Consider the following 22,699-nt stretch of genomic DNA (forward strand, 5'->3'; position numbering starts at 1 on the left):
TGCCGCAAACGAAAGGGTGAATCGATGAAGACCTACGGTGCGGCTTCCCCCGCCCCTCCACGAAGAGATCGCTGGTGGTCCCGGGTCGCCGCCGTGGTGGCGGCGACCCTCGCGATCGGCATGCTCGCCGCGGTGAATCCGGCGCCCGCCGAGGCGGCGACGGTGGACACCCAAGCCTGGTATGTCCTGGTCAATCGCAACAGCGGCAAGGCGCTGGACGTATCCGGCGCATCCACCGCCGACGGCGCGCGGGTCAACCAGTGGACGCGCACCGACGGAGCCAACCAGCGGTGGCAGTTCGTGGACTCCGGCGACGGCTTCTACCGCCTCAAGGCCCAGCACTCGGGCAAGGTTCTCGACGTGGCCGGCGCCTCGACCGCGGACGGTGCCGGGATCCAGCAGTGGGCCAACCACAACGGGGCCAACCAGCAGTTCCGCCTGGCCGACTCCGACGCGGGCCACGTCCGGCTGATCAACCGCACCAGCGGCAAGGCGGTGGAGGTGCAGGGCGCCTCCACCGCCGACGGCGGCAACGTCGTCCAGTACGCCGACTGGGGCGGCGCCAACCAGCAATGGCAGATCATCAAGCTGTCGTCCGGTGGCGGCGCATGCGGCAGCGCCCCGACTCTGGCGAGCGGTACGCACACGATTCAGAGCGGCGGCAAGAGCCGCAGCTTCATCCTCAGGGTTCCCGCCAACTACGACAACAGCCACCCCTACCGGCTGATCTTCGCGTTCCACTGGCGGGGCGGAACCGCCGGCGACGTCGCCTCCGGGGGCACGAGCGGGAACGCCTGGTCCTACTACGGCCAACAGGAACAGTCGAACAACAGCGCGATCCTTGTCGCCCCCAGGGTCTGGGCAACGGCTGGGCCAATTCGGCTGGCGAGGACGTCACCTTCGTCGACGACATGATCCGGCGCATCGAGGGCGGCCTCTGTGTCAACCCGGCACAGCGCTTCGCCACGGGATTCAGCTGGGGCGGCGGCATGAGCTACGCACTCGCCTGCAGCCGGGCGAACGTCTTCAGGGCCGTCGCGGTCATCTCCGGCGCTCAGATCAGCGGGTGCAGCGGCGGCACCCAGCCCGTCGCCTACTTCGGAATCCACGGCATCAGCGACTCCGTCCTGAACATCGGGCAAGGACGGTCCCTGCGCGACAAATTCGTCAGCAACAACGGCTGCACCCCCCAGAGCCCGCGCGAGCCCGCGCCGGGCAGCCGAACGCACATCACCACCACCTACGCGGGCTGCCGTGCCGGATACCCGGTCCAATGGGCCGCGTTCGACGGAGGCCACGCACCCGGTCCGGTCGACGGCTCCTCCGGCGAAAGCGGCGTCGCCACCTGGACCAAAGCAGAGATCTGGAGGTTCTTCGCACAGTTCCAGTGACACGCCCGCACTACGGAGTGGAGCCAGGATGATCCTGGCTCCACATCCGTCGATGTCTGTCCCAGATTGAAGGACGGAGGGGGCACGCCCGTCCCTAGTCGTTCCACAAGGACGTCGCTTGGTCCGCGGCTGGTCGCCGACTGTGAGCTCTAGAAGAACCCAAGCTTCTTAGGGCTGTAAGAACAAAGAATGTTCTTCGTCTGCTGGTAGTGCTCCAGCATCATCTTGTGTGTCTCCCGGCCGATACCCGACTGCTTGTACCCGCCGAAGGCGGCGTGCGCCGGGTAGGCGTGGTAGCAGTTGGTCCAGACGCGGCCCGCCTGGATCGCCCGGCCCGCGCGGTACGCCGTGTTGATGTCGCGGGTCCACACGCCGGCCCCGAGGCCGTACAGGGTGTCGTTGGCGATCTTGATGGCGTCGTCGAAGTCGTCGAAGGACGCCACGGAGACGACCGGTCCGAAGATCTCCTCCTGGAAGACCCGCATCCGGTTGTCGCCCTCGAAGATCGTCGGCTGGACGTAGTACCCGCCCTTCAACTCGCCGTCGTACTCGGCGCGTTCACCGCCGGTGAGTACCTTGGCGCCCTCCTGTCGGCCGATGTCGATGTAGGAGAGGATCTTCGACAGCTGCTCACCGGAGGCCTGCGCGCCGATCATGGTCTCGGTGTCGAGGGGGTTGCCGGGCTTGATCAGCTCGGTGCGGGCGACGGCCGCCTGGAGGAAGTCGCCGTAGTTGCCGCGCTGGATCAGACCGCGCGACGGGCAGGTGCACACCTCGCCCTGGTTCAGCGCGAACATCGTGAACCCTTCGAGGGCCTTGTCGCGCAGGTCGTCGTCCTTCTCCCAGATGTCGTCGAAGAAGATGTTCGGCGACTTGCCGCCCAGCTCCAGCGTGACGGGCTTCAGGTTCTCGGCGGCGTACTGCATGATCAACCGGCCCGTGGACGTCTCGCCCGTGAACGCGACCTTCGCCACCCGGGGGCTGGACGCGAGCGGCTTGCCCGCCTCCGGGCCGAAGCCGTTGACGATGTTCACGACACCCGGCGGGAGCAGGTCCGCCACCAGGCTCATCCAGTAGTGCAGCGAGACCGGGGTCTGCTCGGCGGGCTTGATGACCACCGCGTTGCCGGCCGCGAGCGCCGGCGCGAGCTTCCACGTGGCCATCAGGATCGGGAAGTTCCACGGGATGATCTGCGCGACGACCCCGAGCGGCTCGTGGAAGTGGTACGCCACCGTGTCGTCGTCGACCTCGCTGAGCGAACCCTCCTGCGCGCGCACCGCCCCGGCGAAGTAGCGGAAGTGGTCGATGGCCAGCGGGATGTCCGCCGCCAGCGTCTCCCGGACCGGCTTGCCGTTCTCCCAGCTCTCCGCGACCGCGAGGGGCTCGAGATAGGCCTCCATGCGGTCGGCGATCTTCAGCAGGATGTCCGAGCGCTCGGTCGCCGACGTACGGCCCCAGCCCGGCGCGGCCGCGTGCGCCGCGTCGAGCGCCCGCTCCACGTCCTCCTCCGTGCCACGAGCCACCTCGGTGAACGGCTGCCCGTTGACGGGAGACGGGTTCTCGAAGTACTGCCCGCGGGCCGGCGGCACGTACTCGCCGCCGATGAAGTGGTCGTAGCGCGCCTGGTAGGAGACGATCGCGCCCTCGGTGCCGGGCGCCGCGTAACGGGTCATGCCGGTGTGCCTCCCTCAGCAGGGCCGCCCGCCGTTGGACGGCTCTGCGCGGGAGGCTAGGGACGCGGACGTTGCAGCGACGTTGCGATGATCCGCCTCCGCCCCAGGGCGACTTGATCCGCCGGACGCGGCTAGCGGCGTGCCCAGCCCCCCGGTGCCGTCAACTCCCGCTCCAGCGATGCGAGGCGCGCCCGTATCGCCGCCGTCGGGCGGGCCGCCGCCAGCGCCCGCCATACGTCGAGGTCGTCCTCGCCCCACGGCGCGTGCGCCCAGTCCGCCAGCAGGTCGGGGTCCTGGCCGGCGATCAGCGCGGCGCGCAGCCCCTCGGCGAGACGCTCGCGTAGCCGTACGACCGCCGGAGCCTGCGACGCCGGCAGCAGCGGCCCGGTGTACGCCGTCACGGCCGCCGTCACCGCACCGGCCGCCAGACGCCGTTCGACCACCGAGACGTCCGACTCGAGGGGAACGGTGAGCCGGTAGGGGCGCGAGGCCAGCAGCCCGGGGCCGAGCACCCCGCGCAGCCGGGCGAGTTCCGCCCGCAGCGTCACCGGTGTCACCGACTCGTCCTCGTACAGCGCGCACAGCAACTCGTCGCCGGTCAGGCCCTCCGGGTGACGGGCCAGCAGCACCAGGATCTCGCTGTGCCGGCGGCTGAGCCGGATGCCGCCGCCGGCGGTGACCAGGCGGGCCTCGTCACGGCCGAGCGCGGTCAGTTCCGGCGTGTCTGGCTGTGGCCGCTCGGGGGCGAGCAGCGCCAGCTGGGACTCCGCGGCCCGCGCGACCGCCTGGACGAAGCCCAGGCTGTGCGGATGGGCCAGCCCGTTCCCGCCGGTGATGTCCACCGCCCCCAGCACCCGCCCGGTCCGCGGATCGTGCACCGGCGCGGCCGCGCAGGTCCACGGCTGCACCCGCCGGATGAAGTGCTCCGCGGCGAACACCTGCACCGGCCGGTCCAGCGCGACCGCGGTGCCCGGCGCGTTCGTCCCGACGGCGCTCTCCGCCCACCGGGCACCCGGCACGAAGTTCATCAGCCCCGCCTGCTTCCGCGTCGCCGCATGGCCCTCGACCCACAGCAGCCTGCCGTGCGCGTCGCACACCGCGAGGAGGTGCTCGCCGTCGGCGGCGAACGTGCCCATGAGCTCCCGGAACAGCGGCATCACCCGCGCCAGCGGATGCTCGGACCGGTACGTGCCGAGATCGCCGTCGGTCAACTCCACACTCGCGGTGCCGTCGGGACCGACACCGGCCCGCGCCGAACGCCGCCACGAGTCCGCCACGACGGCCCGCACCGGCCTCGGTACTGTCCCCGCCTCGGTGAACGTCTGGTGCGCCCGGCGCAGGATCCGTACCCGCTCGGCTGGGTCGGCCCCCGGCTCCAGGGCCACCCATGGATCGCTCGACAACTCGCCCTCCCGGAAGACGACACGGCTGGGGACATCGTCACTCCGCGTGCGCGGGGCGACAACCGTTTGGACGCGGGTCGTCCGAACCCGGCCGTCCGGTTGCGATCCGGACCGCGTCCGCCGGCCGCAGGTTTCGGTCCGGACCGGGTCTGCCGCCCTTCAGACGCGGTTGACGAGTCTCAGATAAAGCCCCCAGTCCCAGTTGGGCCCGGGATCGGTGTGGTCGGTGCCCGGCACCTCGTAATGGCCGATGATGTGCGCGCGGTCCCTGGGGATGCCGTACCGCTCGCAGACCGACGCCGTGAGCCGGGCGGACTGCTCGTACATCGCCTCGGTGAACGAGGCGGGCCGGTCCACCCATCCCTCGTGCTCGATGCCGACGCTGCGCGTGTTGTAGTCCCAGTTCCCCGCGTGCCACGCGATGTCGGACTCGCGTACGCACTGCGCCACATGGCCGTCGGCGGACCGTACGACGTAGTGCGCGGACACCTTCTTCTTCGGGTTCTGGAAGATGGACAGCGCCTTGGCGTAGTCGGTCTGTGTGACGTGGATGACGACACGGTCGACGGGGTGGGTGGCGGGGCGGTCGGACGGGGTGCGGTTGGAGTCGGTGGCGGGCTGCCACTCGGCGAGCCGGTAGTCGACGGCCTGGGTCTGGGCGCCGGCCCGAGCGTCCGGGAGCAGGGTGTACGGGACGGCGACGAGGGCGGCGCCCTTCAAGATCCGCCGCCGGGTGGGGGAGGGCAGGGGTCGTGCTCGTGTCACGGGGGAAGTGCCTTTCGCGGGGAGTCGCCTTGTACGGCGGGGAATTCAGCTCCGCAGCGCCGCCGCGGTCTCGCGCAGCCGCGCGTGCACTCCGCGGTGGGTCTCGCGAGCGGGCAGCCATTCCTTGCGGAGCTTGGCCACGCACGTGTAGTTGGTGTCGCACACATTGGCCAACGGCGATTCGACGGCCTGGGTTGCGAACTGGTACGCGTCCAGCTCACCGAACCCGTAGTCCCGCACCAGCCAACGCACCAGGTCGAGCTGGGATATGCGGAACGCGTCCTCCAGGGGACGGGCCGAACCCGTCGAGATGATGTGCGTGTCCGACTCGATGCGCGGCCAGGGCGTGGCGAGTCCCTTGAGGAGTTCGACGATCACGACGGTGTTCATCGCGCACTCCACGGCGACCCCGCAGGTCTCGCCCTCACCCTGCCGCGCGTGTCCGTCGCCCAGGCTCAGCAGCGCCCCCTCGACGTTCACCCCCAGGTAGCAGGTGACGCCGGCCCGCATCTCGGGTGTGTCCATGTTCCCGCCGTGCGCGTCGGGCACCAGCGCCGAGCGCACCTCCAGGTTGGCCGGCGCCACCCCCACCGTGCCGTGCATCGGATCCAGGGGCAGTTCGAGCTCGATGTCACTGTCGTGCGCCCGGAACAGTGCCGTACGGCGGGTCCGGTCGAGCTGCCAGATCCAGACCCGCTCCGGGAGCGGGGGCTGCAGCGTGGCCGTGGTGTGCGTCGACGTCAGCGCGCCGAACAGCGGGACCGTGGTCGAGGCCGCCCAGTCGCGGGCCGGCTCCACGGACACGAAGTGCACGGCGACGGTGTCGCCCGGCTCGGCCCCCTCGATGTGGAAGGGCCCCGTCTGCGGGTTGAGGAAGGGGAACTCGCACACCTCGGACACCAGGTCCTTCTCCGAGCGCACCCGCCCGGCGAAGCAGTCCTCGGTGTAGAGGTCGAGGACCGTGCCGGGCGCGATGCGTGCGACGGGCGGCACACCGCCGAACGTCCAGGCGTAGTCGCCCGGTTCGGGCCGTACGGTCAGGATCCGAGGGTCGCTCATGGCTGCGCTCTCCGTTCTGCGGAGGCCGACGGCTGCGCCCCGCGTGGATCACGTTACGGCGGCCACCGGTCGTACAGAGGGACGCTGTGGATTTCGGTGGACGAGCGCCCGCCTGTGGACAACTCGCTCACCCGAACGGGGAGTTCCGGCCCGGCGCGTCCCTCGGAACGGTGCCTCGCCTTCCTCGGAACGGTGCCTCTCCGTCCTGGAGCGGTGACTCGCCACTCTCGCGGCGGTACTTCGCCGCCCGCTCAGGCGCTCTCCGTCGCCACCGCCGCCGGATCGTCCAGTACGGCCCGGACGACGGAGTGCGCGGCCCCCAGCAGCGGCCCCTCGGGACCCAGCCGCGAGACGGACACGGGGCGAGCGGGGCCGGCCGTGCGCCGGGCGAGTTCGGACTCGAGTGAGGGCAGCAGCCAGGGCGCGAGCCCGGCCAGAGCGCCGCCGAGTACGACGCTCTCGGGGTCCAGCAGATTGAGCGCCCCGGTGAGGGCGATGCCGAGGGCCGTTCCCGCCTCGTGGAGGGCCCGCCGTACATCGGGGTCCCCGTCCGCAGCGCGCCCCGCGAGGAGCCCGACGCGGTCGCCGCCCGGCTCGAGTCCGGCCGCGCGCAGCACCGCCTCCTCGCCGGCGTACTGCTCCAGACAGCCCCGGCCGCCGCACACGCACTGCGGTCCGTCGGGGTGGACCGGCACATGACCCAGTTCGCCCGCGAAGCCACGTGTGCCGCGCAGCAGGCTGCCGTCCACGACCAGCGCGGCACCGATGCCGATCTCGGCCGACACGTGCAGGAAGTCCCGCGGGGTGTGCTCACCCAGCCAGAGTTCGGCCAGCCCGCCGAAGTTGGCCTCGTTGTCCACCGTCAGCGGGTAGTCGCCGGGCAGCAGCGAGCCGAGGTCGGTGTCGTGCCAGTCGAGGTTCGGGGCGCGGACGACGGTACGGGCGTCGCGGGCGACCAGGCCGGGGACGGCCACGGCGAGCCCGGCCGGCCACAGCCCCTCGCCCTCGGCCTCGGCGACGACCTCCCGCAGCAGCCCGGTCAGCTCCTCGATCACCGGCTCGGGGGAGCGGCCCCGGTTCGTACCGTGCCGCACGGCACGGGCCCGCACCTCGCCGCGCAGGTCGACGACGCAGACCGCGAGATGGTCGACACCGACCTCGGCGCCCAGCCCCGCCGGGCCGCGTCCGCTCACCGCCAGCGCCGATCCCGGTCGGCCCACCCGGTTGGGCCGCTCGGGGCCGAGTTCCTCCAGCAGGCCGGTGCGTATCAGCTCGTCGACGAGCGTCGACACCGCCGCACGGGTCAGGCCGATGCGTGAGGCGACCGCTGCCCGGGACAGCGACCCCTCGGCGCTGACGGCGTGCATCACCCGCGCCAGGTTGCGCCGGCGCATGCCCTGCTGGGTGTCGGGCAGCGCGCGCCCCGGGCCGGTGGCGCGGGCCTCGTGCAGCGGTGCGGTCATGCCTCCGTCGATTCGTCGGGCGGTCAGTGGGTGTGCGTGCTCCGCCCCAGCAGCGGGGCCGCGTCGGAGAGTACCCCGGCGATCCTGGCCAGCGTCGCCTCGTCCCGCTCGACGGCGTCGAGCACCGGCCCTCGCGCGGTGTTCCAGCGGCGTGCGACGGCGGCCGGGTCCTCGCCGGTCAGCAGCCCCGCGGCCTGCGCCGCCGCGCCGAGCGCGACCAGTTCCTTCGCCTCGGGGATCTGCACCGGCCGTCCCGACAGCCGCCGTACGGTCTGCTGCCAGGCCGTGCCCCGGGCGCCGCCGCCGATCAGCAGGAGCGGCGCCGAACGGTCCGCCTCCTCGTCGAGGACCAGGTCGAGCGCGCCCAGCAGGGAGTGCACGGCACCGTCGTAGGCCGCCTGAAGGAGCTGCCCGGCCGTGGTGTCGTGGCGCAGGCCGAGCAGCAGACCCGAGGCGTTCGGCAGGTTCGGGGTGCGCTCGCCGTCCAGGTAGGGCAGGAGCGTGAGCTCCCCGGTGGGCTCCACGGCCTCACGGTCCAGGCCCAGCAGGGCTGCGAGCCGGTCCACCGCGAGCGTGCAGTTCAGGGTGCAGGCCAGCGGCAGCCAGTCGCCGTGGGCGTCGGCGAAGCCCGCCACCGTGCCGGTCGGGTCGGTGGGCCGCTGCTTCGCCACCGCGTACACCGTGCCCGACGTGCCGAGGCTGAGCACCGGGGTGCCGGGACGCAGCCCGAGGCCGAGCGCGGCCGCCGCGTTGTCGCCGGTGCCGGGGGCGACCAGGGTGCCCTTGGCGAACGGCAGGTCGTGGCTGTCGCGCACGGTGCCCGCGACCTCGCCGGGCCGCACCACGCGGGGGAGCAGCGCCGGGTCGAGACCCACGCGCGCGAGGATCCCCTCGTCGTAGCCCTCCGTCGCGGACGCCCACCAGCCGGTGCCGGAGGCGTCGCCGCGGTCGGTCGTGCCCTCGCCCGTGAGGCGCTCGGTGAGGTAGTCGTGGGGGAGGCGCACGGCCTTCGTCGCGCGTAGGGCCTCCGGCTCGTTCTCGGCGAGCCAGGCCCACTTGGTGACCGTGAAGGACGCGGCCGGGACGGACCCGGTGCGCTCCGCCCAGAACTTCGCCCCGCCCAGCTCCTCGGTCAGCCGCTGGGCCTGCGGGGCCGAGCGCACGTCGTTCCACAGGAGTGCCGGCCGCACCGGCTCACCGTGCTCGTCGAGCGTGACGAGCCCGTGCTGCTGCCCGCCGATCGACACCGCGGCGGCCTCGCGCGCCGCGTCACCGCACTGGCGCAGCGCCTCGTGCAGGGCGTCCCACCACTGACGCGGGTCGCTCTCGCGGCCGGCCCCGGAGGACACGGTGTGCGGGGCCTGGCCGCTCGCGACGACCTCGCCGGTGGCCGCGTCGACGACCAGCGCCTTCGTGGACTGGGTGGACGAGTCCACGCCGACGACGAGCGGACCCTCGGCTGCTGACATCGGGCTCTCCCTCAAGTTTTTCCGCGGCTCTGCGGGATCTGTCTTCCCAGAGATGCGTCCGCATACTAATTTGTAAACGGCCATGACGAAATAGTCAGCGACACAGTCTTCAAGCAAGGAGCCGCGGCATGAGCTACCAGCCCACCCCCGACGACAGGTTCACCTTCGGCCTGTGGACCGTCGGCTGGCAGGGAAGGGACCCGTTCGGCGACGCCACGCGGCGTGCCCTCGACCCGGTCGAGACGGTGACGCGCCTGGCCGAGCTGGGCGCCTACGGTGTGACCTTCCACGACGACGACCTGATCCCGTTCGGGTCCTCCGACAGTGAGCGCGAGGAGCACATCAAGCGCTTCCGCCAGGCCCTGGACACCACCGGCATGAGCGTGCCGATGGCCACCACCAACCTGTTCACGCACCCCGTCTTCAAGGACGGCGCGTTCACCGCGAACGACCGCGACGTGCGCCGCTACGCCCTGCGCAAGACGATCCGCAACATCGACCTGGCGGTCGAGCTCGGCGCCAAGACCTACGTCGCCTGGGGCGGCCGCGAGGGCGCGGAGTCCGGCGCCGCGAAGGACGTACGCGTGGCCCTCGACCGGATGAAGGAGGCCTTCGACCTTCTGGGTGAGTACGTCACCTCCCAGGGTTACGACCTGCGCTTCGCCATCGAGCCCAAGCCGAACGAGCCCCGTGGCGACATCCTGCTGCCCACCGTCGGCCACGCCCTGGCCTTCATCGAGCGGCTGGAGCGCCCGGAGCTGTACGGCGTCAACCCCGAGGTCGGCCACGAGCAGATGGCCGGGCTGAACTTCCCCCACGGCATCGCCCAGGCGCTGTGGGCGGGCAAGCTCTTCCACATCGACCTCAACGGCCAGTCCGGCATCAAGTACGACCAGGACCTGCGCTTCGGCGCGGGCGACCTGCGCTCCGCGTTCTGGCTGGTCGACCTGCTGGAGAGCGCCGGATACGCGGGCCCGAAGCACTTCGACTTCAAGCCGCCGCGGACGGAGGACCTCGACGGCGTGTGGGCGTCCGCCGCGGGCTGCATGCGCAACTACCTGATCCTCAAGGAGCGCGCGGCCGCGTTCCGCGCCGACCCGGAGGTCCAGGAGGCCCTGCGCGCCTCCCGTCTCGACGAGCTGGCCCAGGCCACCGCGTCCGACGGCCTGCAGAGCCTGCTCGCCGACCGCACCGCGTTCGAGGACTTCGACGTCGAGGCCGCCGGCGCCCGGGGCATGGCCTTCGAGCGGCTCGACCAGCTCGCGATGGACCACCTGCTGGGCGCCAGGGGCTGAACCGCTCCCCGCTGAGCCCTGCCTCCGCACGGAATACGCCGGAATCATGCCCTCCACGACATGAGCCGGTACCAACTTCCGTGCGGAGGTCGTGCCCTGAACGGTTCATGGGGACGCTGGACGTATGGCCACGCCACCCGTACCGCCCCAGCCGCCCGGACCGCCGGGTGACCTGCCGCCGACCGGCGGCTTCGGACCGCCTTCCTCCGGCTACGGACCGCCCCCTCCGGACTACGGCGCCGGTGGCCCCCGGCGGCGCAGGAACCCGCTCTTCGTGGTGTTCGCGCTGCTGGCCGTCGCCGGAGCCGTGCTCGCCGTCGTGCTGATGGCCTCGTCCGGCGACGACTCACCGGACGACGAGCCGACCTCCGGGAGCAGCACCGGCTCCTCTCCCGCCCCCTCGATCAGCCTCCCGGTGGAACTGCCCAGCGAGTTGCCGAGCGTGCTGCCCTCCGAGCTCCCGAGCACCCTGCCGACGGAGATCCCCAGCGATCTGGAGTCACTGCTCCCGTCCCTCACCGCGCTGCTGCCTTGAAGCCCCCACGCGCGCGTGGGGCCTCCGACCCTGCTCCACGCGCGTGGAGGAACCCAACCAGGCCACGCGCGCGTAGCGATGCCGGACGTGGTCCGGCCGTCACACGCCCCGCGGCAGCCTGACGTAGGTCACGGTCGTCTCGATGCCGCTGTCCACGAGCCGGCCCTGCGCGTCGAACGCGCCCGCGCCGTCCGTCATCCCGAAGTCGTTGTCGTTGATCAGGGCGAGCGTGTCGTGGTCCACGCGCGCGACGCCCTCGATCTTCCCGGGAACCCCGGCGACCGTGCCCAGGTCGACGACCAGCCGCTTGGACAGCACTGGGACACCGGAGGCCGCCGGGTCGTCCAGCTGTTCCAGTGAAGGCGACGTCGTGGTGTCGTCCCAGCGGCTGCCCAGGATGTTCGCTGCCCTCCCCAGACGCACGACCTGGAGCCGGGCGGCCTTGTCCGTCCGCTCCTCGACCAGCAGCCGGTCGCCGCCCACGGCGACCACCGAGGAGATCTTGAGCTCGGAGGTGTCGTCCTCGCTCGGGTCGACGACGTTCACCGGGTCGAAGCGGTACGCGTACTCGGCGGTGACCGCCTTCTTCCGCGGCGAGAAGCGCAGCAGCCGCGTGGTGCGCGCGTTCTCTCCGGCGTCGGTGTCGGGCAGCGACAGGGGGCTCTGCACGGCCAGCACGAGGTCACCGCCGGGCAGCAGGGCGAGCCCCTCGAAGCCACGGTTGATCTTCCGGTGCAGCAGCACCGAGGGCAGCGCCTCCACCACCGAGTAGTCCGTGCCCGTGAGGTTCAGCCCCTCGGGCACGTAACGCGTCAGCACCTTCCCGCGCGCGGACACGTGCACCAGCGAGGGACCGTACTCGTCGACGAGCCAGAAACTCCCGTCCGACACCCGCACGATGCCCTCGGTGTCCAGCCCGTTCGGGTTGTACGACAGAGGCGTCCGGGCGTCGTAGGAGTACGGCGCCTCGTCGCGCCCGGCCTGGTTCGACAGACCGGTGACGGGCTTCCCGGAGGACGTGGTGACCGGGATGGCCTGCAGGACCTTCACCGTGTCGCCGGTCACCCGGATCCGCACGATCGCCGGATCGAAGCCGGGGACCGGGAACGTGCGGCGCTTCGTCCCGTCGACCTTGATCTGGCCGTTGGGCCCGCGGTCCGTGACCGTCCAGAACTCGCCCTTGCGGCCCGCCGGATAGAGGTCGCTGCCGATGCCGCCGAGATCCACGCCACGGTCGTCGTCCACCGTGCCGGGCAGCAGACCGTTGCTGAACGCCCCGAGCGGGATGTCGCCGAGCGTCGCGGTCCGCGTGACGTACGCCTGCCCGGACGGCGTTCCCGCGGTCGCCGGTCCGGCCGTGACGAGGGCGGCCAGCACGGCGAGCGGAATGCCCGCCGCGACGGAACGGTGGACGCGGCGCCGGCCGGGGGAGTGCGGGGACATCGGGCCTCCTGAGGAGCAAGTTCGGTGACAGCGGCCAGAGTTGGTGCACTCACCGAACGATGTACGACGTTCCGGTGAACGCGGGGCGTCGGCCGCCCGACGGGCCGACGCCCCACCCTGCCCCGAGCTCAGGAAAGTGTTTCCACACCGTCGGACCGGGCCACGGCCAGCGCCGTCGCCGGGTCCTGCGCCGCGATCCCGGCCGGCGACCAGTGCCCGCCCTCCTTGCGGTACGGCCACCAACGACCGTCCCGCCCCAGCCGCAGCTGACCGGACCCCTCGACAACCGTCCACCGGTTGCCCCGCGCCCGCAGCACCGGGCGCTCGTCCTCCTCCCACGCGGAGTCCAGCGCGGCACGCGCGCGTGCGAGCACGTCGCCCTCCACGGCCCACTCCTCCTCCAGGACCGCCAGGGCGGCCGCACCTCCGTACCGCCAGGCCCGTACGGCCAGCGCCAACTGCTCCCGGCTGCGCCCCGAGCCGATGGCGAGCCGGTCGGTCACCGCGTCGTCCCATGACTCTTCGGCGTCGCCGGCAGCCAGTCGTACGGCGTCCTGAGCAGCCGTCGAACGCGCCGCCGAGGCCGGTCGTTCGACTCCGCCGTGCAGTGCCTCCGCGAGCAGGAGGCGAGCGGCGGCAGCCGTGCGGGCGGCCAGGATCTCCAGCGCCGCCGGATCGACCCCGGGCGGAGGCGGGGCGTCCGTGTCCAACGAAGGCGGTACGCCGGGTTCCAGGGGCAGCTCGGGCAGCGCGGGCAGAGGCGGCAGGACGTCTCCCGCCGCGTATGCCTCGGCCGCGTCCACCCCCTCCGGTCCGAGAGGTTCCCCCTCCTCTGCCGGAGCGGCCGTGCCACGGGCCTGGAGGGCGTGCAGCACGGCCTGTTCGGCGCGTCCCCGGAGCAGCAGCAGGACGAACGGATCCTGGTCGAGCAGACGGGCCACCTGGTAGCAGAGCGCCGCCGTGTGACCGCAGTGGTCCCAGGCATCGCAGTCGCACTGGGCCTCCAGCTCGCCGAGCCCCGGCAACAGGTCGACTCCGGCCGTCTCCGCGTCCTCGACCAGATGCGGCGGCATCTCGCGGTCGAGCAGGGCGGCGACGTGCCCCGAACGCTCCGCCGCCAGGTCCAGGAAACGGTTCCACCCCACGTCCGAGAGTTCCTCGAGCAGCACATCGGCGCGGTGCCCGGTGCCGTCGCGATCCTGTACGACGGCCGTGACGCGTCCCGGCCGCACCGACACCGCGCCCACGGCACCCGCGCGTGCCAGCCTGCGTCCCGTCCGCACCTGTTCGGCGTCCAGCGCACCGTCCTCGAGCGCGGCCAGCCACGCCTGGCCCCACCAGCTCTGCGCGAATCCCCTCCCACGCGCGGGAGGCAACGCGGCGAACGTGCGCTCCAGGTCCTCGTCGTGAGCGTTCATCGTGTGGCCCCCCGCAGTTCGACCAGGTCGGCCAGTTCGGCGTCCGTCAGTTCCGTGAAGGCCGCCTCGCCGGATCCCAGCACGGCGTCGGCGAGATCCTGCTTGCGGCGCAGCAGGCCGGCGATGCGGTCCTCGATCGTGCCCTCGGCGATGAGCCGGTGGACCTGCACGGGCCTGGTCTGTCCGATGCGGTACGCCCGGTCGGTGGCCTGCGCCTCGACGGCGGGGTTCCACCAGCGGTCGTAGTGCACGACGTGCTCCGCGCGCGTGAGGTTCAGGCCGGTGCCCGCCGCCTTCAGGGACAGCAGGAACACGGGCACCCCACCGTCCTGGAAGCGCCGGACCATCGCCTCGCGCTCGGCCACGGGCGTTGCGCCGTGCAGGAACTGCGTGGCCACGCCGCGTGCCGCCAGATGCCGCTCCAGGAGGCGCGCCATGCGCACGTACTGCGTGAAGACCAGCACGCCCGCACCCTCGGACAGGATCGTGTCGAGCAACTCGTCCAGGAGCTCCAGCTTTCCGGAACGTCCTCCGGTCGTCGGCTGCTCCTCCTTGAGGTACTGCGCCGGATGGTTGCAGATCTGTTTGAGGCCGGTCAGGAGCTTGACGATCAACCCGCGCCGCGCCATGTCGTCGGCCTCGGCGATCGCCGCGAGGGTCTCGCGCACCACGGCCTCGTACAGGCCTGTCTGCTCCCTGGTGAGCGACACCGGGTGATCGGTCTCGGTCTTCGGCGGAAGCTCCGGGGCGATCCCCGGATCCGACTTGCGGCGGCGCAGCAGGAACGGCGCCACGAGCCGGGAGAGCCGCTCCGCCGCCGCAGGATCGCCGCCGCCCTCGACATCCCGCGCGTACCGCCTGCGGAAGGTGCCCAGTCGGCCCAGCAGGCCCGGAGTCGTCCAGTCCAGGATCGCCCACAGCTCCGACAGGTTGTTCTCCACCGGGGTGCCCGTCAGTGCCACACGCGCGCGTGCGCCGATGGTGCGCAGTGCCCGCGCGGTCGCCGCATACGGGTTCTTCACGTGCTGTGCCTCGTCCGCCACGACCAGGCCCCACGGCACCTCCCCGAGCCGGTCCGCGTCCAGTCGCAGGGTGCCGTAGGTGGTGAGCACGAACTCCCCGTCGGCCAGGGCATCCAGGTCGCGTCGCGGCCCGTGGAAGCGGCGCACCGGCGTACCGGGAGCGAATCTCTCGATCTCCCGCTGCCAGTTGCCCATCAGGGACGTCGGGCAGACCACGAGGGTCGGACCTGCGGCCGAGGCGTCCGTCTGGCGGTGGAGGTGCAGGCTGATCAGCGTGATGGTCTTGCCGAGCCCCATGTCGTCGGCCAGGCAGCAGCCGAGTCCGAGAGACGTGTTCCGCACGAGCCAGTCCAGGCCGCGCCGCTGATAGTCGCGCAGCGTGGCGTCCAGTGCCGCCGGCTGTTCCACCGGCTCCTGTGCCGCGGGGTCCGTCAGTCGCTCCCGCAGGGTCGCGGGCCAGCCCGTGGACCGCACCTCGACCCAGCGGCCGTCCACCTCGGCGGAGCCCGTCAGGGCGGCGCCGAGCGCGTCGACGGGCGTCACCTTGACGTCCTGCCGAGCGCGGGCCCGGCGCAGTTCCCGCGGGTCGATCAGGACCCACTGATCACGCAGCCGTACAAGGGGCCGGTTGGCCTCGGCGAGACGGTCCAGCTCCTCGCGCGTGAGCCGCTGGTCGCCCAGGGCGAACGACCAGGTGAACGACAGCAGCGCGTCCACGGACAGCAAGGACGGCGTGCCCGAGCCGAAGCCGTCCCTTCCGTCCCCCTCCGCGCCGTCCTCGGGCGGCCCCACCACCGCTCGGGCGGTCAGCGTCCGGGCCAGCTCCCTCGGCCAGTGCACCTCGACGCCCGCCCCCGCCAACGCCCGCGAACCGTCCCCGAGCAGCTCGGCGATCTCCTCGGCGAGGAGGTCGACGGCGTCCGGGACGGTGGCGGACAGCAGCGGCGTGAGCGGGGGCCAGGCCCGGGCCGCGCGGCGCAGGGCGAGCAGGGCGTCCATACGCGCGCGTGGGCCGAACTCCAGGCGCGTGGCCCCAGTGCCTCCCCAGATCTCGGCGGCGTCGACGACGAGCGCGGGATCGCTGACGCTGTGCACCTGGGGCACGGCCCGAAACCGTGCCACCGCCACACCGGGCGCCGTCCCCGCCTCGGACGCCTGGATCCCGGACACTTCGGTGCCGGACGCCTCGATCCCAGGCACCTCCGTCCCAGGCACCTCCGTCCCAGGCACCCCGATCCCGGACACCTCGATCCGCAGCGAGATCCGTACGCCCGCGTCGTGGCCCGAGGCGACATCGGCGGCCCACGCGCGCAGTTCCGGGAGGTGCTGCGTCTGAGGGGCCGCATAGGCCGGTCCGCCGGTCACGAGCGGTGCGGCGGGAGAGCGGGGCAGCGAGTCGGCGACCGCGTCCAGGAAGGCCCGCAGCAGCCGCTCCGGATCCGGCAGCCGCAGGGGTGGGCCGTCGCCGACGGGCACGGCGTGCGCCTCGGGCGGCATCGACGCGGCCAGCCTGCGGACACCCTCGATGTCCTCCGGCCCGAGCGGACCGGCACGCCAGGCGTCGTGATCGCCCGCGGACAGGCCGGGCAGCAGCATTCCGCGGGCCACGAACCGCAGCGCCAGCAACGACGCCGCGCCCCAGAACACAGCCGCCCGGTGCCCCTCCGCAGCGACACGCGCGCGTGCGAGAACCGGCAGGGCTTCTCGCACCGGCAGCAGCACGGCACGCACACGCGTGAGCATCACACCGGCAGCGCCGGGCTGGACGACGGTCAGGTCCTCGACGGCCGCCGATGCGACGGAGGGGGGAACATCACCGTCGGGCCGCCAGAAGGCGACACGGCCGGTGCGGGCCGGCACGCCGGCCACGAACACGGCCCGGCACCGCGTCAGTTCGGAGATCTCGGACAGTGCTTCCACGGGAACACTCTGCACAGAGATGAGACTTCTCCTCAAACTTGACTACCGCGGGTGGAGTCGCCGAGGGTACAGCACCTCCGCCCCGGATAAGGGGTGCCTCGGGGGTGGAGATCAGGGACGTTTCAGGGTCGGATCCGGAACCGCGCGCGGCGCGGACCCGTTTTCATGACAGAGAGCGGCAGGGGCCGCGAAGGAGGCGACGCACATGTCGAGGAACGCGAAGATCGCCGCAGGAGGTGTGGCGGTCGGGATTCTGCTGTTGATCTGGCTGCCGTGGTGGGCGGCTCTGCTGATCGTGCTGGGGGTTCCGGCGGCGGCCTACCTCACGCTGGATCCCTCGCAGCGGCGCAGGCTGCGCCGCGTCACCCGCAAGGAGCTCGGCCGCTGAGAGGCGGGGACCGCGGTGGGGCGGGCGTCCCCTCGGGGACGTGTGGTGCCTGACGGCCCCGCAGAGCCTCACCGCGGCCTTCGTGCCGCCTCAGGGAGTGCCGCCTCAGAGCGGGCGTACGGCCATCTTGTCGAGGGCCTCCAGGAGCCCCGGCAGCTCCGGTCCCCGGCCGACCGGCAGCACCTCGCCGGGCAGCTCGTCGAGCAGGAGGAAGGCGATGTCGTCGGTCCTGGCGACCAGCGACCAGCCGGGACCGTCGGCACGCAGGGTGCGCGCGTCGCCGGGCGCGAACGACGACCGCACACGGCCCAGTGGCGGGGGAGTGTCCACGTAGGAGCGGGCCTCGGCGAGCACACGCCGTATGCCGCTGCGCTCCTTGGGCGCCGTCTTCGCTGACCCGTCCCCGTCCCCGTCCCCGTCCCCGTCCCCGTCCCCGTCCGTGCCGTCGCCGCCGTCCGCCGCGTCGGTGTCCGCGGCGGGCCCGCCCGTGTCGGGCGCGGGCGTGAAGGCGGCGTCGTCTATCTGGTCCCGCCACGTGTTCCACTGGAGCGCGATCTCGTCGGCCCCCAGGCGCCGCTGAGCCGGCCCCCAGACGGACGTGTCCGGAGGGGACAGCAGGGGGCCGTCCGTGATCTCGGGGGCGGGATCGTGCGGCGCGGGCACATCGGGCGCCGCGACGGCGACCTCCAGGGGCCAGCCCGGCAGGGCGGCGACCACCGTCCGCTCGTCGGGCGAGAGCTCGTGCTCCATGCCGCAGTCCCACGACGCGATGGCCACGGCCACCAGCGACACGTCGTCGATGACGACCGTCCATCGCGCGCCCTCGCCGTCCTGGCCCAGCACCAGCCCGTACCCGTCGGCGAGCGGCGCAAGGCCGAGCGCCGCACAGGCCTCGGGGTAGTCGTCGCCGAGCACACTCGGGAACTTCGCCGGCGTCAGCAGCGCCGCCGTGAGCACATAGAGCGCATCCTCCGCGGCGGCGACGGCGGTCTCGTCCGTCCCGGCCATCCCAGCCTCCCCATCGGTTCGTCCAACGGCGCGCACCCTAGTGCGGCGGGAAGGCGCTTGTCACGACTCCCCGGCACACCCGAGCTGCAGCTTTCCGACCTGACGGGGCGAATCGACCACCCTTCACCGTCCCGTCACACGGTCGGCAGCCCCAGGAGCGCCCGCGCCACGGTACGGGGCGACTCGTCGCGCTCCCGCGCGAGCGCGACTATGGCGCGGCAGGCGAGTTCGTTGACCCCGAAGGACAGCGCCTCCGGCGACACCCAGCCCGCCGCCTCGTCGATCCGGTCCTGATCGTCCTCGGCACAGGCAGAGACGTAGGCGGCAGCCGCCTCGAACAGGTTGTGCGGGCGCTTCCCGGCACCGGACCGCTGCCCGCCGGCAACGCCGGCATCGGCGGGGCGCGGCTGCTTGCGCAGCGCGTCGAGGAACTTCGTACAGGCCTTGCGGACGCTGTCGAACATGATGGAGACCTTCCCCCTGCGTGGTTGTACCAGTCGAGTTGATCCTTTCATCTGCCTTTACCCAACGTAGAGTTGGAGTCACGGCGGCTGAAGGGGGACAGCGCGGTGAAGCGCTTCGAGAGGCTCGCACAGATCCGGCGCATGGACCCGTACGAGGACGCCTTCGAGATCTACCGGCTCACCGCGGCGTACGAGTTCCCCTGGGACTTCACCCGTGCTCTGGAGCTCGCCCTGTACCGCACGTACGCGGTACCGAGCATCGGTCGCCTGCTGGCGGAGACGGCGGAGCTCACGGACCGCTGCCAGAAGCGCTACGACGACACCTCCCTGCTTCTCGACGCCGTCGTCGAGCACGGCTTCGACAGCGAGCAGGGCCGCACGGCGGTCCGCCGCATCAACCAGATGCACCGCAGCTACGACATCAGCAACGACGACCTGCGCTACGTCCTCTGCACCTTCGTCGTGATGCCCAAACGGTGGATCGACACGTACGGATGGCGACGCATGTCGCGCCACGAGATCGTGGCCTCCACCGTCCACTACGGCACGCTCGGACGCCGCATGGGCATCAAGGACGTCCCCGCGACCTACGAGGAGTTCGAGGCCTGCCTCGACGCCTACGAGAAGGCCCACTTCGCCTGGGACGAGGACGCGCGCCGGGTCTCGGACGCCACGCTCGACCTGATGGCCTCCTGGTATCCGCGACCCCTCGCCCCCGTCCTGCGGACCGCCACGCTCGCCCTCCTCGACGAGCCACTGCTCGAAGCCTTCCGCTACCCCGCTCCAGGCCCGGCAGTCCGCACCCTGGTGCGCAAGGCCGTACGCGCGCGGGGACGCGCGGTCCGGCTGCTGCCGCCGCGCCGCGCACCGCACTACGCGCGGCAGAACTGGGAGATCAAGGGCTATCCGAACGGCTACCGCCTGGACGAGTTGGGCACGCGCCCGGTGCCCGGCGTGCGCGGCTGCCCGGTACGGCACATCGTGGACGATTCAGCCGCCCAGTGAGTCCAGCGTCTCGCGCAGCCAGGTGATCTCGGCCCGGGACGTGGCCCGCGCGATGGTCAGCACACCGCGGCGGAACGGATCGTCGAGTTCCTCGGCACGCAGGGGCCGGTCACCGTCGTAGAAGAAGCTCGTCGGCTGCTCGAGGAAGGCCAGGCGGCGTCGGAGTACGGCTGCCTGGGCGGCGGAGTCGTCCAGGTGCCGCAGGAACGTGAGGACCGTGAACCACCGGTTCTCGTCGGTGATGTCGCGCTCGGCGGGCTCGGCGAGCCGTCGGCGCAGTTCGCTCCCGCCCTCGTCGGTGAGGCTCAGGACGTGCCGAGGGGCGGCCACGGCCCCCGGCTCGGTGGCCCGCACCAGAAGGCCGGCCTTCTCCAGGCGCTTGATCGCCGGATAGAGGGTGCTCTCCGCCACGGGACGCACGTGTCCCGTCAGCGCCGTGAGGCGTTTGCGCAGCTCATAGCCGTGCAGCGGCGCGTCGTAAAGGAAGCCGAGGATGGCGAGCTCCAGCATGCCCACATTCTGCCGCAGGACTGAGGTACATCGATATCGCTGTGCAACCGAACTTAGATATTGCGTTGACGTAGTACATCGGTGACGAGGTATTGTCCGGTCCGGAGTCGACAGTCGTGGAGTTCCGGAGGGGAAACGATGCAGCAGGCCGAGTTCGATGCCAGGGGCAGCCGTGTCCGATGGACGGAGACGCCGGGCGCGGAACCCGCGCGCGTGTATGTGCACGGGTTGGGGTCGGTCTCGGCCGTCTATCACGCGCACGTGGCGGCACGTCCCGAACTCGCGGGCCGGCGGAGCCTGTTCGTCGACCTGCCCGGGCACGGCATCAGCGACCGGCCCCAGGACTTCGGGTACACGCTCAGGGAGCACGCCGACGCCCTGGCGGCCGTCCTGGACGCGGCAGGCGTGAGGGGCGCCGAACTCGTCGGCCACAGCATGGGCGGCTCCGTGGCCCTGGTCCTCGCCCACCATCGACCCGACCTGGTCACGCGGCTCGTCCTCACCGAGGCGAACCTGGACGCGTTCCCGCTGCCCGGCGCCGGCAGCAGCGGCATCGCCTCCTACACGGAGCAGGAGTTCCTCGACGGCGGGTACACGCGTGTGCTCGACGAGATCGGTCCCGTGTGGGCCGCGACGATGCGGCTGGCCGATCCGCGCGCTTTGCACCGCAGTGCCGAAGGGCTCAGGCGCGGCTCCGACCCGGTCATGCGCGAGATCCTGACCGGACTCGACACGGTCGACCGGGTCTACCTCCAGGGCGAACTCACCGGCCCGCTCGACGGAGCGGACGCCCTGGAGAAGGCGGGCGTACGCGTCGTCACGGTGCCGGGCGCCGGCCACAACCTCATGTTCGACAACCCGGACGCGTTCGTGAGCGCGGTCGCCGCGGGGGCGTGACTCGTCAGCCCTCCCGGACGGCCAGGGCCAGGAAACGGCTGTCCGCGTCGACGTACGACGTCATGCGCCAGCCGGAACCGGCCAGCAGGGGGCGCAGGTTAGGCTCGGCGCGCAGGTCCTGCGGGGTGATCTGCCGGCCCTGCCGGGCCGCGAGAGCTGCTCTGCCGATCGGATGGAACAGCGCCAGGACACCGCCGGGGCGCACCACCCGGGCCAGCTCCCGCAGGTTCTCCGCCGGGTGGGGCAGATGGGCGACGAGCCCCGCCGCGAACACCGCGTCGAGCGACTCCGGACGCAGGGGAAGCGCGGCGACGTCGGCGAGCAGCAGCCGCCCGTCGCGGCCCCTGCCGGCCCGTACGGCGGCCTGCAGCATGGCCGGGGTCAGATCGGCCCCGACGACCACTCCCGAGGGCCCCACGGCCGCGCGCAGCGGCGTCAGGGCCCGTCCGGTGCCGCAGCCCGCGTCCAGGACGCGATCCCCCTCCCGCAGTCCGAGTTCGGCGACCGCGGCCGCGTAGGCGGGACCGTCGTCGGGGAAGCGGGCGTCCCAGTCGGCCGCGCGGGCGGTGAAGAACTCCTGGACATGTGTGTGGTCGTCGCTCATGTTCCGCATGATCTCTCACCGCCACGGAGGACGTCGCTGTGCGCACGTTCGAGCGTGAGGCGATCGCTCCGGCGCACTTATGCGTCACATTCCATCACCTTTCGAAATGCGCCCCCTTTGTGCACCCGTGCCCCCAGTAGCGTCCCCTGGCCATGGGACACCTGGACCACGCCGCCTTCGGCTGGCTGACCCCCGTGCTGTCGTACGTGATGGCCTGCCTGGGCGCCGCCCTGGGGCTGCGCTGCACCGTGCGCGCGCTCGGGGCCACCGGGCGCTCGCGCCGCAACTGGCTGATCACCGCCGCCTCCGCGATCGGCACGGGCATCTGGACCATGCACTTCGTGGCCATGCTCGGGTTCGGCGTCAGCGGCACCGACATCCGCTACGACGTTCCGCTGACCGTGCTCAGCCTCCTCGTCGCCATGATCGTCGTCTGCGCCGGCGTCTTCGCCGTCGGCTACAGCCGCGACCGCACGCGCGCGTTGCTGATCGGGGGGCTCACCACCGGTCTGGGCGTGGCGAGCATGCACTACCTGGGCATGGCCGCGGTCCGCCTGCACGGCGACGTCACCTACGATCCGACCCTCGTCGGACTCTCCGTCCTGATCGCCGTCGTCGCGGCGACCGCGGCCCTCTGGGCGGCACTCAACATCAAGTCGCCGATCGCGGTCACCGTCGCCTCGGTCGTGATGGGCGCGGCGGTCAGCAGCATGCACTACACCGGCATGTTCGCGGTGAGCGTGCAGGTCACGCCGTCCGGAGCGGCACTGCCCGGGGCCACGGCGATGCAGTTCATCTTCCCCCTCGCCGTCGGCCTCGGGTCCTATCTCTTCCTGACCTCGGCCTTCGTCGCGCTGTCGCCCACCACGGGGGAGCGCGAGGCGTCCGCGTCGGCCCAGCAGCCGGTGGAGAGCGTCGCCGGTCGCCGCCAGGCCCGGACCGTGTGACGCGAACGGACGGCACGCCC

General features: G+C 72.1%; 19 protein-coding genes and 1 pseudogene. 7 read left to right on the top strand and 13 right to left on the bottom strand.

Features of this window, described 5'->3' with window-relative positions; all coding sequences use genetic code 11:
- The first annotated feature begins 93 nt into the window (after positions 1-93).
- Positions 94-1,391, top strand: a pseudogene (locus ACIRF9_RS26135) (RICIN domain-containing protein).
- Positions 1,392-1,540: 149 nt separating this feature from the next.
- Here ACIRF9_RS26135 and ACIRF9_RS26140 read toward each other — a convergent pair.
- From ACIRF9_RS26140 to xylB, 6 genes are all read right to left on the bottom strand, one after another.
- A complete protein-coding gene (locus tag ACIRF9_RS26140; RefSeq protein WP_403826891.1) occupies positions 1,541-3,064 on the bottom strand; it encodes an aldehyde dehydrogenase family protein in 1,524 nt (507 codons plus the stop codon).
- 131 nt (positions 3,065-3,195) lie between these two features.
- Positions 3,196-4,467 (bottom strand): GAF domain-containing protein, encoded by a 1,272-nt coding sequence (locus tag ACIRF9_RS26145; RefSeq protein ID WP_403826893.1) that lies wholly within the window; start codon positions 4,465-4,467, stop codon positions 3,196-3,198.
- Between the two features lie 159 nt (positions 4,468-4,626).
- Positions 4,627-5,232, bottom strand: coding sequence for an N-acetylmuramoyl-L-alanine amidase (locus ACIRF9_RS26150; protein ID WP_403826896.1), 606 nt, complete (start codon positions 5,230-5,232; stop codon positions 4,627-4,629).
- A 45-nt stretch (positions 5,233-5,277) separates the two neighbouring features.
- Positions 5,278-6,291: an acetamidase/formamidase family protein gene (locus ACIRF9_RS26155; protein ID WP_403826899.1), complete on the bottom strand. Its 1,014-nt coding sequence runs from the start codon at positions 6,289-6,291 to the stop codon at positions 5,278-5,280.
- Between the two features lie 251 nt (positions 6,292-6,542).
- Positions 6,543-7,754 carry an ROK family protein gene (locus ACIRF9_RS26160; protein ID WP_403826901.1) on the bottom strand — a complete coding sequence of 404 codons (1,212 nt, stop codon included), beginning with the start codon at positions 7,752-7,754 and terminating at the stop codon, positions 6,543-6,545.
- 23 nt (positions 7,755-7,777) lie between these two features.
- The gene (gene xylB / locus ACIRF9_RS26165; RefSeq protein ID WP_403826904.1) at positions 7,778-9,223 is read right to left on the bottom strand and encodes a xylulokinase; all 1,446 of its coding nucleotides are present in this window, start codon (positions 9,221-9,223) and stop codon (positions 7,778-7,780) included.
- 128 nt (positions 9,224-9,351) lie between these two features.
- Between xylB and xylA the strand changes: the two genes are divergently transcribed.
- Both xylA and ACIRF9_RS26175 read left to right on the top strand, forming a co-directional pair.
- Positions 9,352-10,518, top strand: coding sequence for a xylose isomerase (gene xylA / locus ACIRF9_RS26170; protein WP_403826907.1), 1,167 nt, complete (start codon positions 9,352-9,354; stop codon positions 10,516-10,518).
- 124 nt (positions 10,519-10,642) lie between these two features.
- Positions 10,643-11,053, top strand: a complete 411-nt coding sequence (locus tag ACIRF9_RS26175) for a hypothetical protein (protein WP_403826910.1) — start codon at positions 10,643-10,645, stop codon at positions 11,051-11,053.
- Positions 11,054-11,152: 99 nt separating this feature from the next.
- Here ACIRF9_RS26175 and ACIRF9_RS26180 read toward each other — a convergent pair whose 3' ends face one another.
- From ACIRF9_RS26180 to ACIRF9_RS26190, 3 genes are all read right to left on the bottom strand, one after another.
- Entirely contained in the window at positions 11,153-12,496 is a 1,344-nt protein-coding gene (locus ACIRF9_RS26180) for an esterase-like activity of phytase family protein (RefSeq protein ID WP_403826913.1), read from the bottom strand.
- A 128-nt stretch (positions 12,497-12,624) separates the two neighbouring features.
- On the bottom strand, positions 12,625-13,914 hold the full coding sequence (locus ACIRF9_RS26185; protein ID WP_403826916.1) for an SWF or SNF family helicase: 1,290 nt from the start codon (positions 13,912-13,914) through the stop codon (positions 12,625-12,627).
- A complete protein-coding gene (locus ACIRF9_RS26190) occupies positions 13,911-16,856 on the bottom strand; it encodes a DEAD/DEAH box helicase (RefSeq protein ID WP_403826917.1) in 2,946 nt (981 codons plus the stop codon). Before ACIRF9_RS26190 ends, ACIRF9_RS26185 begins: the two co-directional genes overlap by 4 nt.
- A 205-nt stretch (positions 16,857-17,061) precedes the next feature.
- Between ACIRF9_RS26190 and ACIRF9_RS26195 the strand changes: the two genes are divergently transcribed.
- Complete coding sequence (locus ACIRF9_RS26195) at positions 17,062-17,244, top strand: hypothetical protein (protein WP_133912925.1); 183 nt, start codon at positions 17,062-17,064, stop codon at positions 17,242-17,244.
- A gap of 105 nt (positions 17,245-17,349) precedes the next feature.
- Here ACIRF9_RS26195 and ACIRF9_RS26200 read toward each other — a convergent pair whose 3' ends face one another.
- Positions 17,350-18,252, bottom strand: coding sequence for a hypothetical protein (locus tag ACIRF9_RS26200; protein WP_403826919.1), 903 nt, complete (start codon positions 18,250-18,252; stop codon positions 17,350-17,352).
- Between the two features lie 134 nt (positions 18,253-18,386).
- Positions 18,387-18,716, bottom strand: coding sequence for a hypothetical protein (locus tag ACIRF9_RS26205; protein ID WP_403826922.1), 330 nt, complete (start codon positions 18,714-18,716; stop codon positions 18,387-18,389).
- A gap of 105 nt (positions 18,717-18,821) precedes the next feature.
- Between ACIRF9_RS26205 and ACIRF9_RS26210 the strand changes: the two genes are divergently transcribed.
- Positions 18,822-19,721, top strand: coding sequence for an oxygenase MpaB family protein (locus ACIRF9_RS26210; protein ID WP_403826925.1), 900 nt, complete (start codon positions 18,822-18,824; stop codon positions 19,719-19,721).
- On the opposite strand, the gene ACIRF9_RS26215 is transcribed toward ACIRF9_RS26210, so the two are convergent.
- Entirely contained in the window at positions 19,707-20,231 is a 525-nt protein-coding gene (locus ACIRF9_RS26215; RefSeq protein WP_403826927.1) for a PadR family transcriptional regulator, read from the bottom strand. The two genes, ACIRF9_RS26210 and ACIRF9_RS26215, sit on opposite strands and share 15 nt — an antisense overlap.
- Positions 20,232-20,369: 138 nt before the next feature.
- Between ACIRF9_RS26215 and ACIRF9_RS26220 the strand changes: the two genes are divergently transcribed.
- Positions 20,370-21,128: an alpha/beta fold hydrolase gene (locus ACIRF9_RS26220; protein ID WP_403826929.1), complete on the top strand. Its 759-nt coding sequence runs from the start codon at positions 20,370-20,372 to the stop codon at positions 21,126-21,128.
- Between the two features lie 4 nt (positions 21,129-21,132).
- Here ACIRF9_RS26220 and ACIRF9_RS26225 read toward each other — a convergent pair whose 3' ends face one another.
- Positions 21,133-21,732, bottom strand: a complete 600-nt coding sequence (locus ACIRF9_RS26225) for a class I SAM-dependent methyltransferase (RefSeq protein WP_403826931.1) — start codon at positions 21,730-21,732, stop codon at positions 21,133-21,135.
- A gap of 152 nt (positions 21,733-21,884) precedes the next feature.
- Between ACIRF9_RS26225 and ACIRF9_RS26230 the strand changes: the two genes are divergently transcribed.
- A complete protein-coding gene (locus ACIRF9_RS26230) occupies positions 21,885-22,679 on the top strand; it encodes an MHYT domain-containing protein (protein ID WP_403826934.1) in 795 nt (264 codons plus the stop codon).
- Positions 22,680-22,699 lie beyond the last annotated feature (20 nt).

Origin of the sequence: Streptomyces sp. NPDC096132 (assembly GCF_044763345.1) — a bacterium.
In the GTDB taxonomy this organism is placed as follows: Bacteria; Actinomycetota; Actinomycetes; order Streptomycetales; family Streptomycetaceae; genus Streptomyces.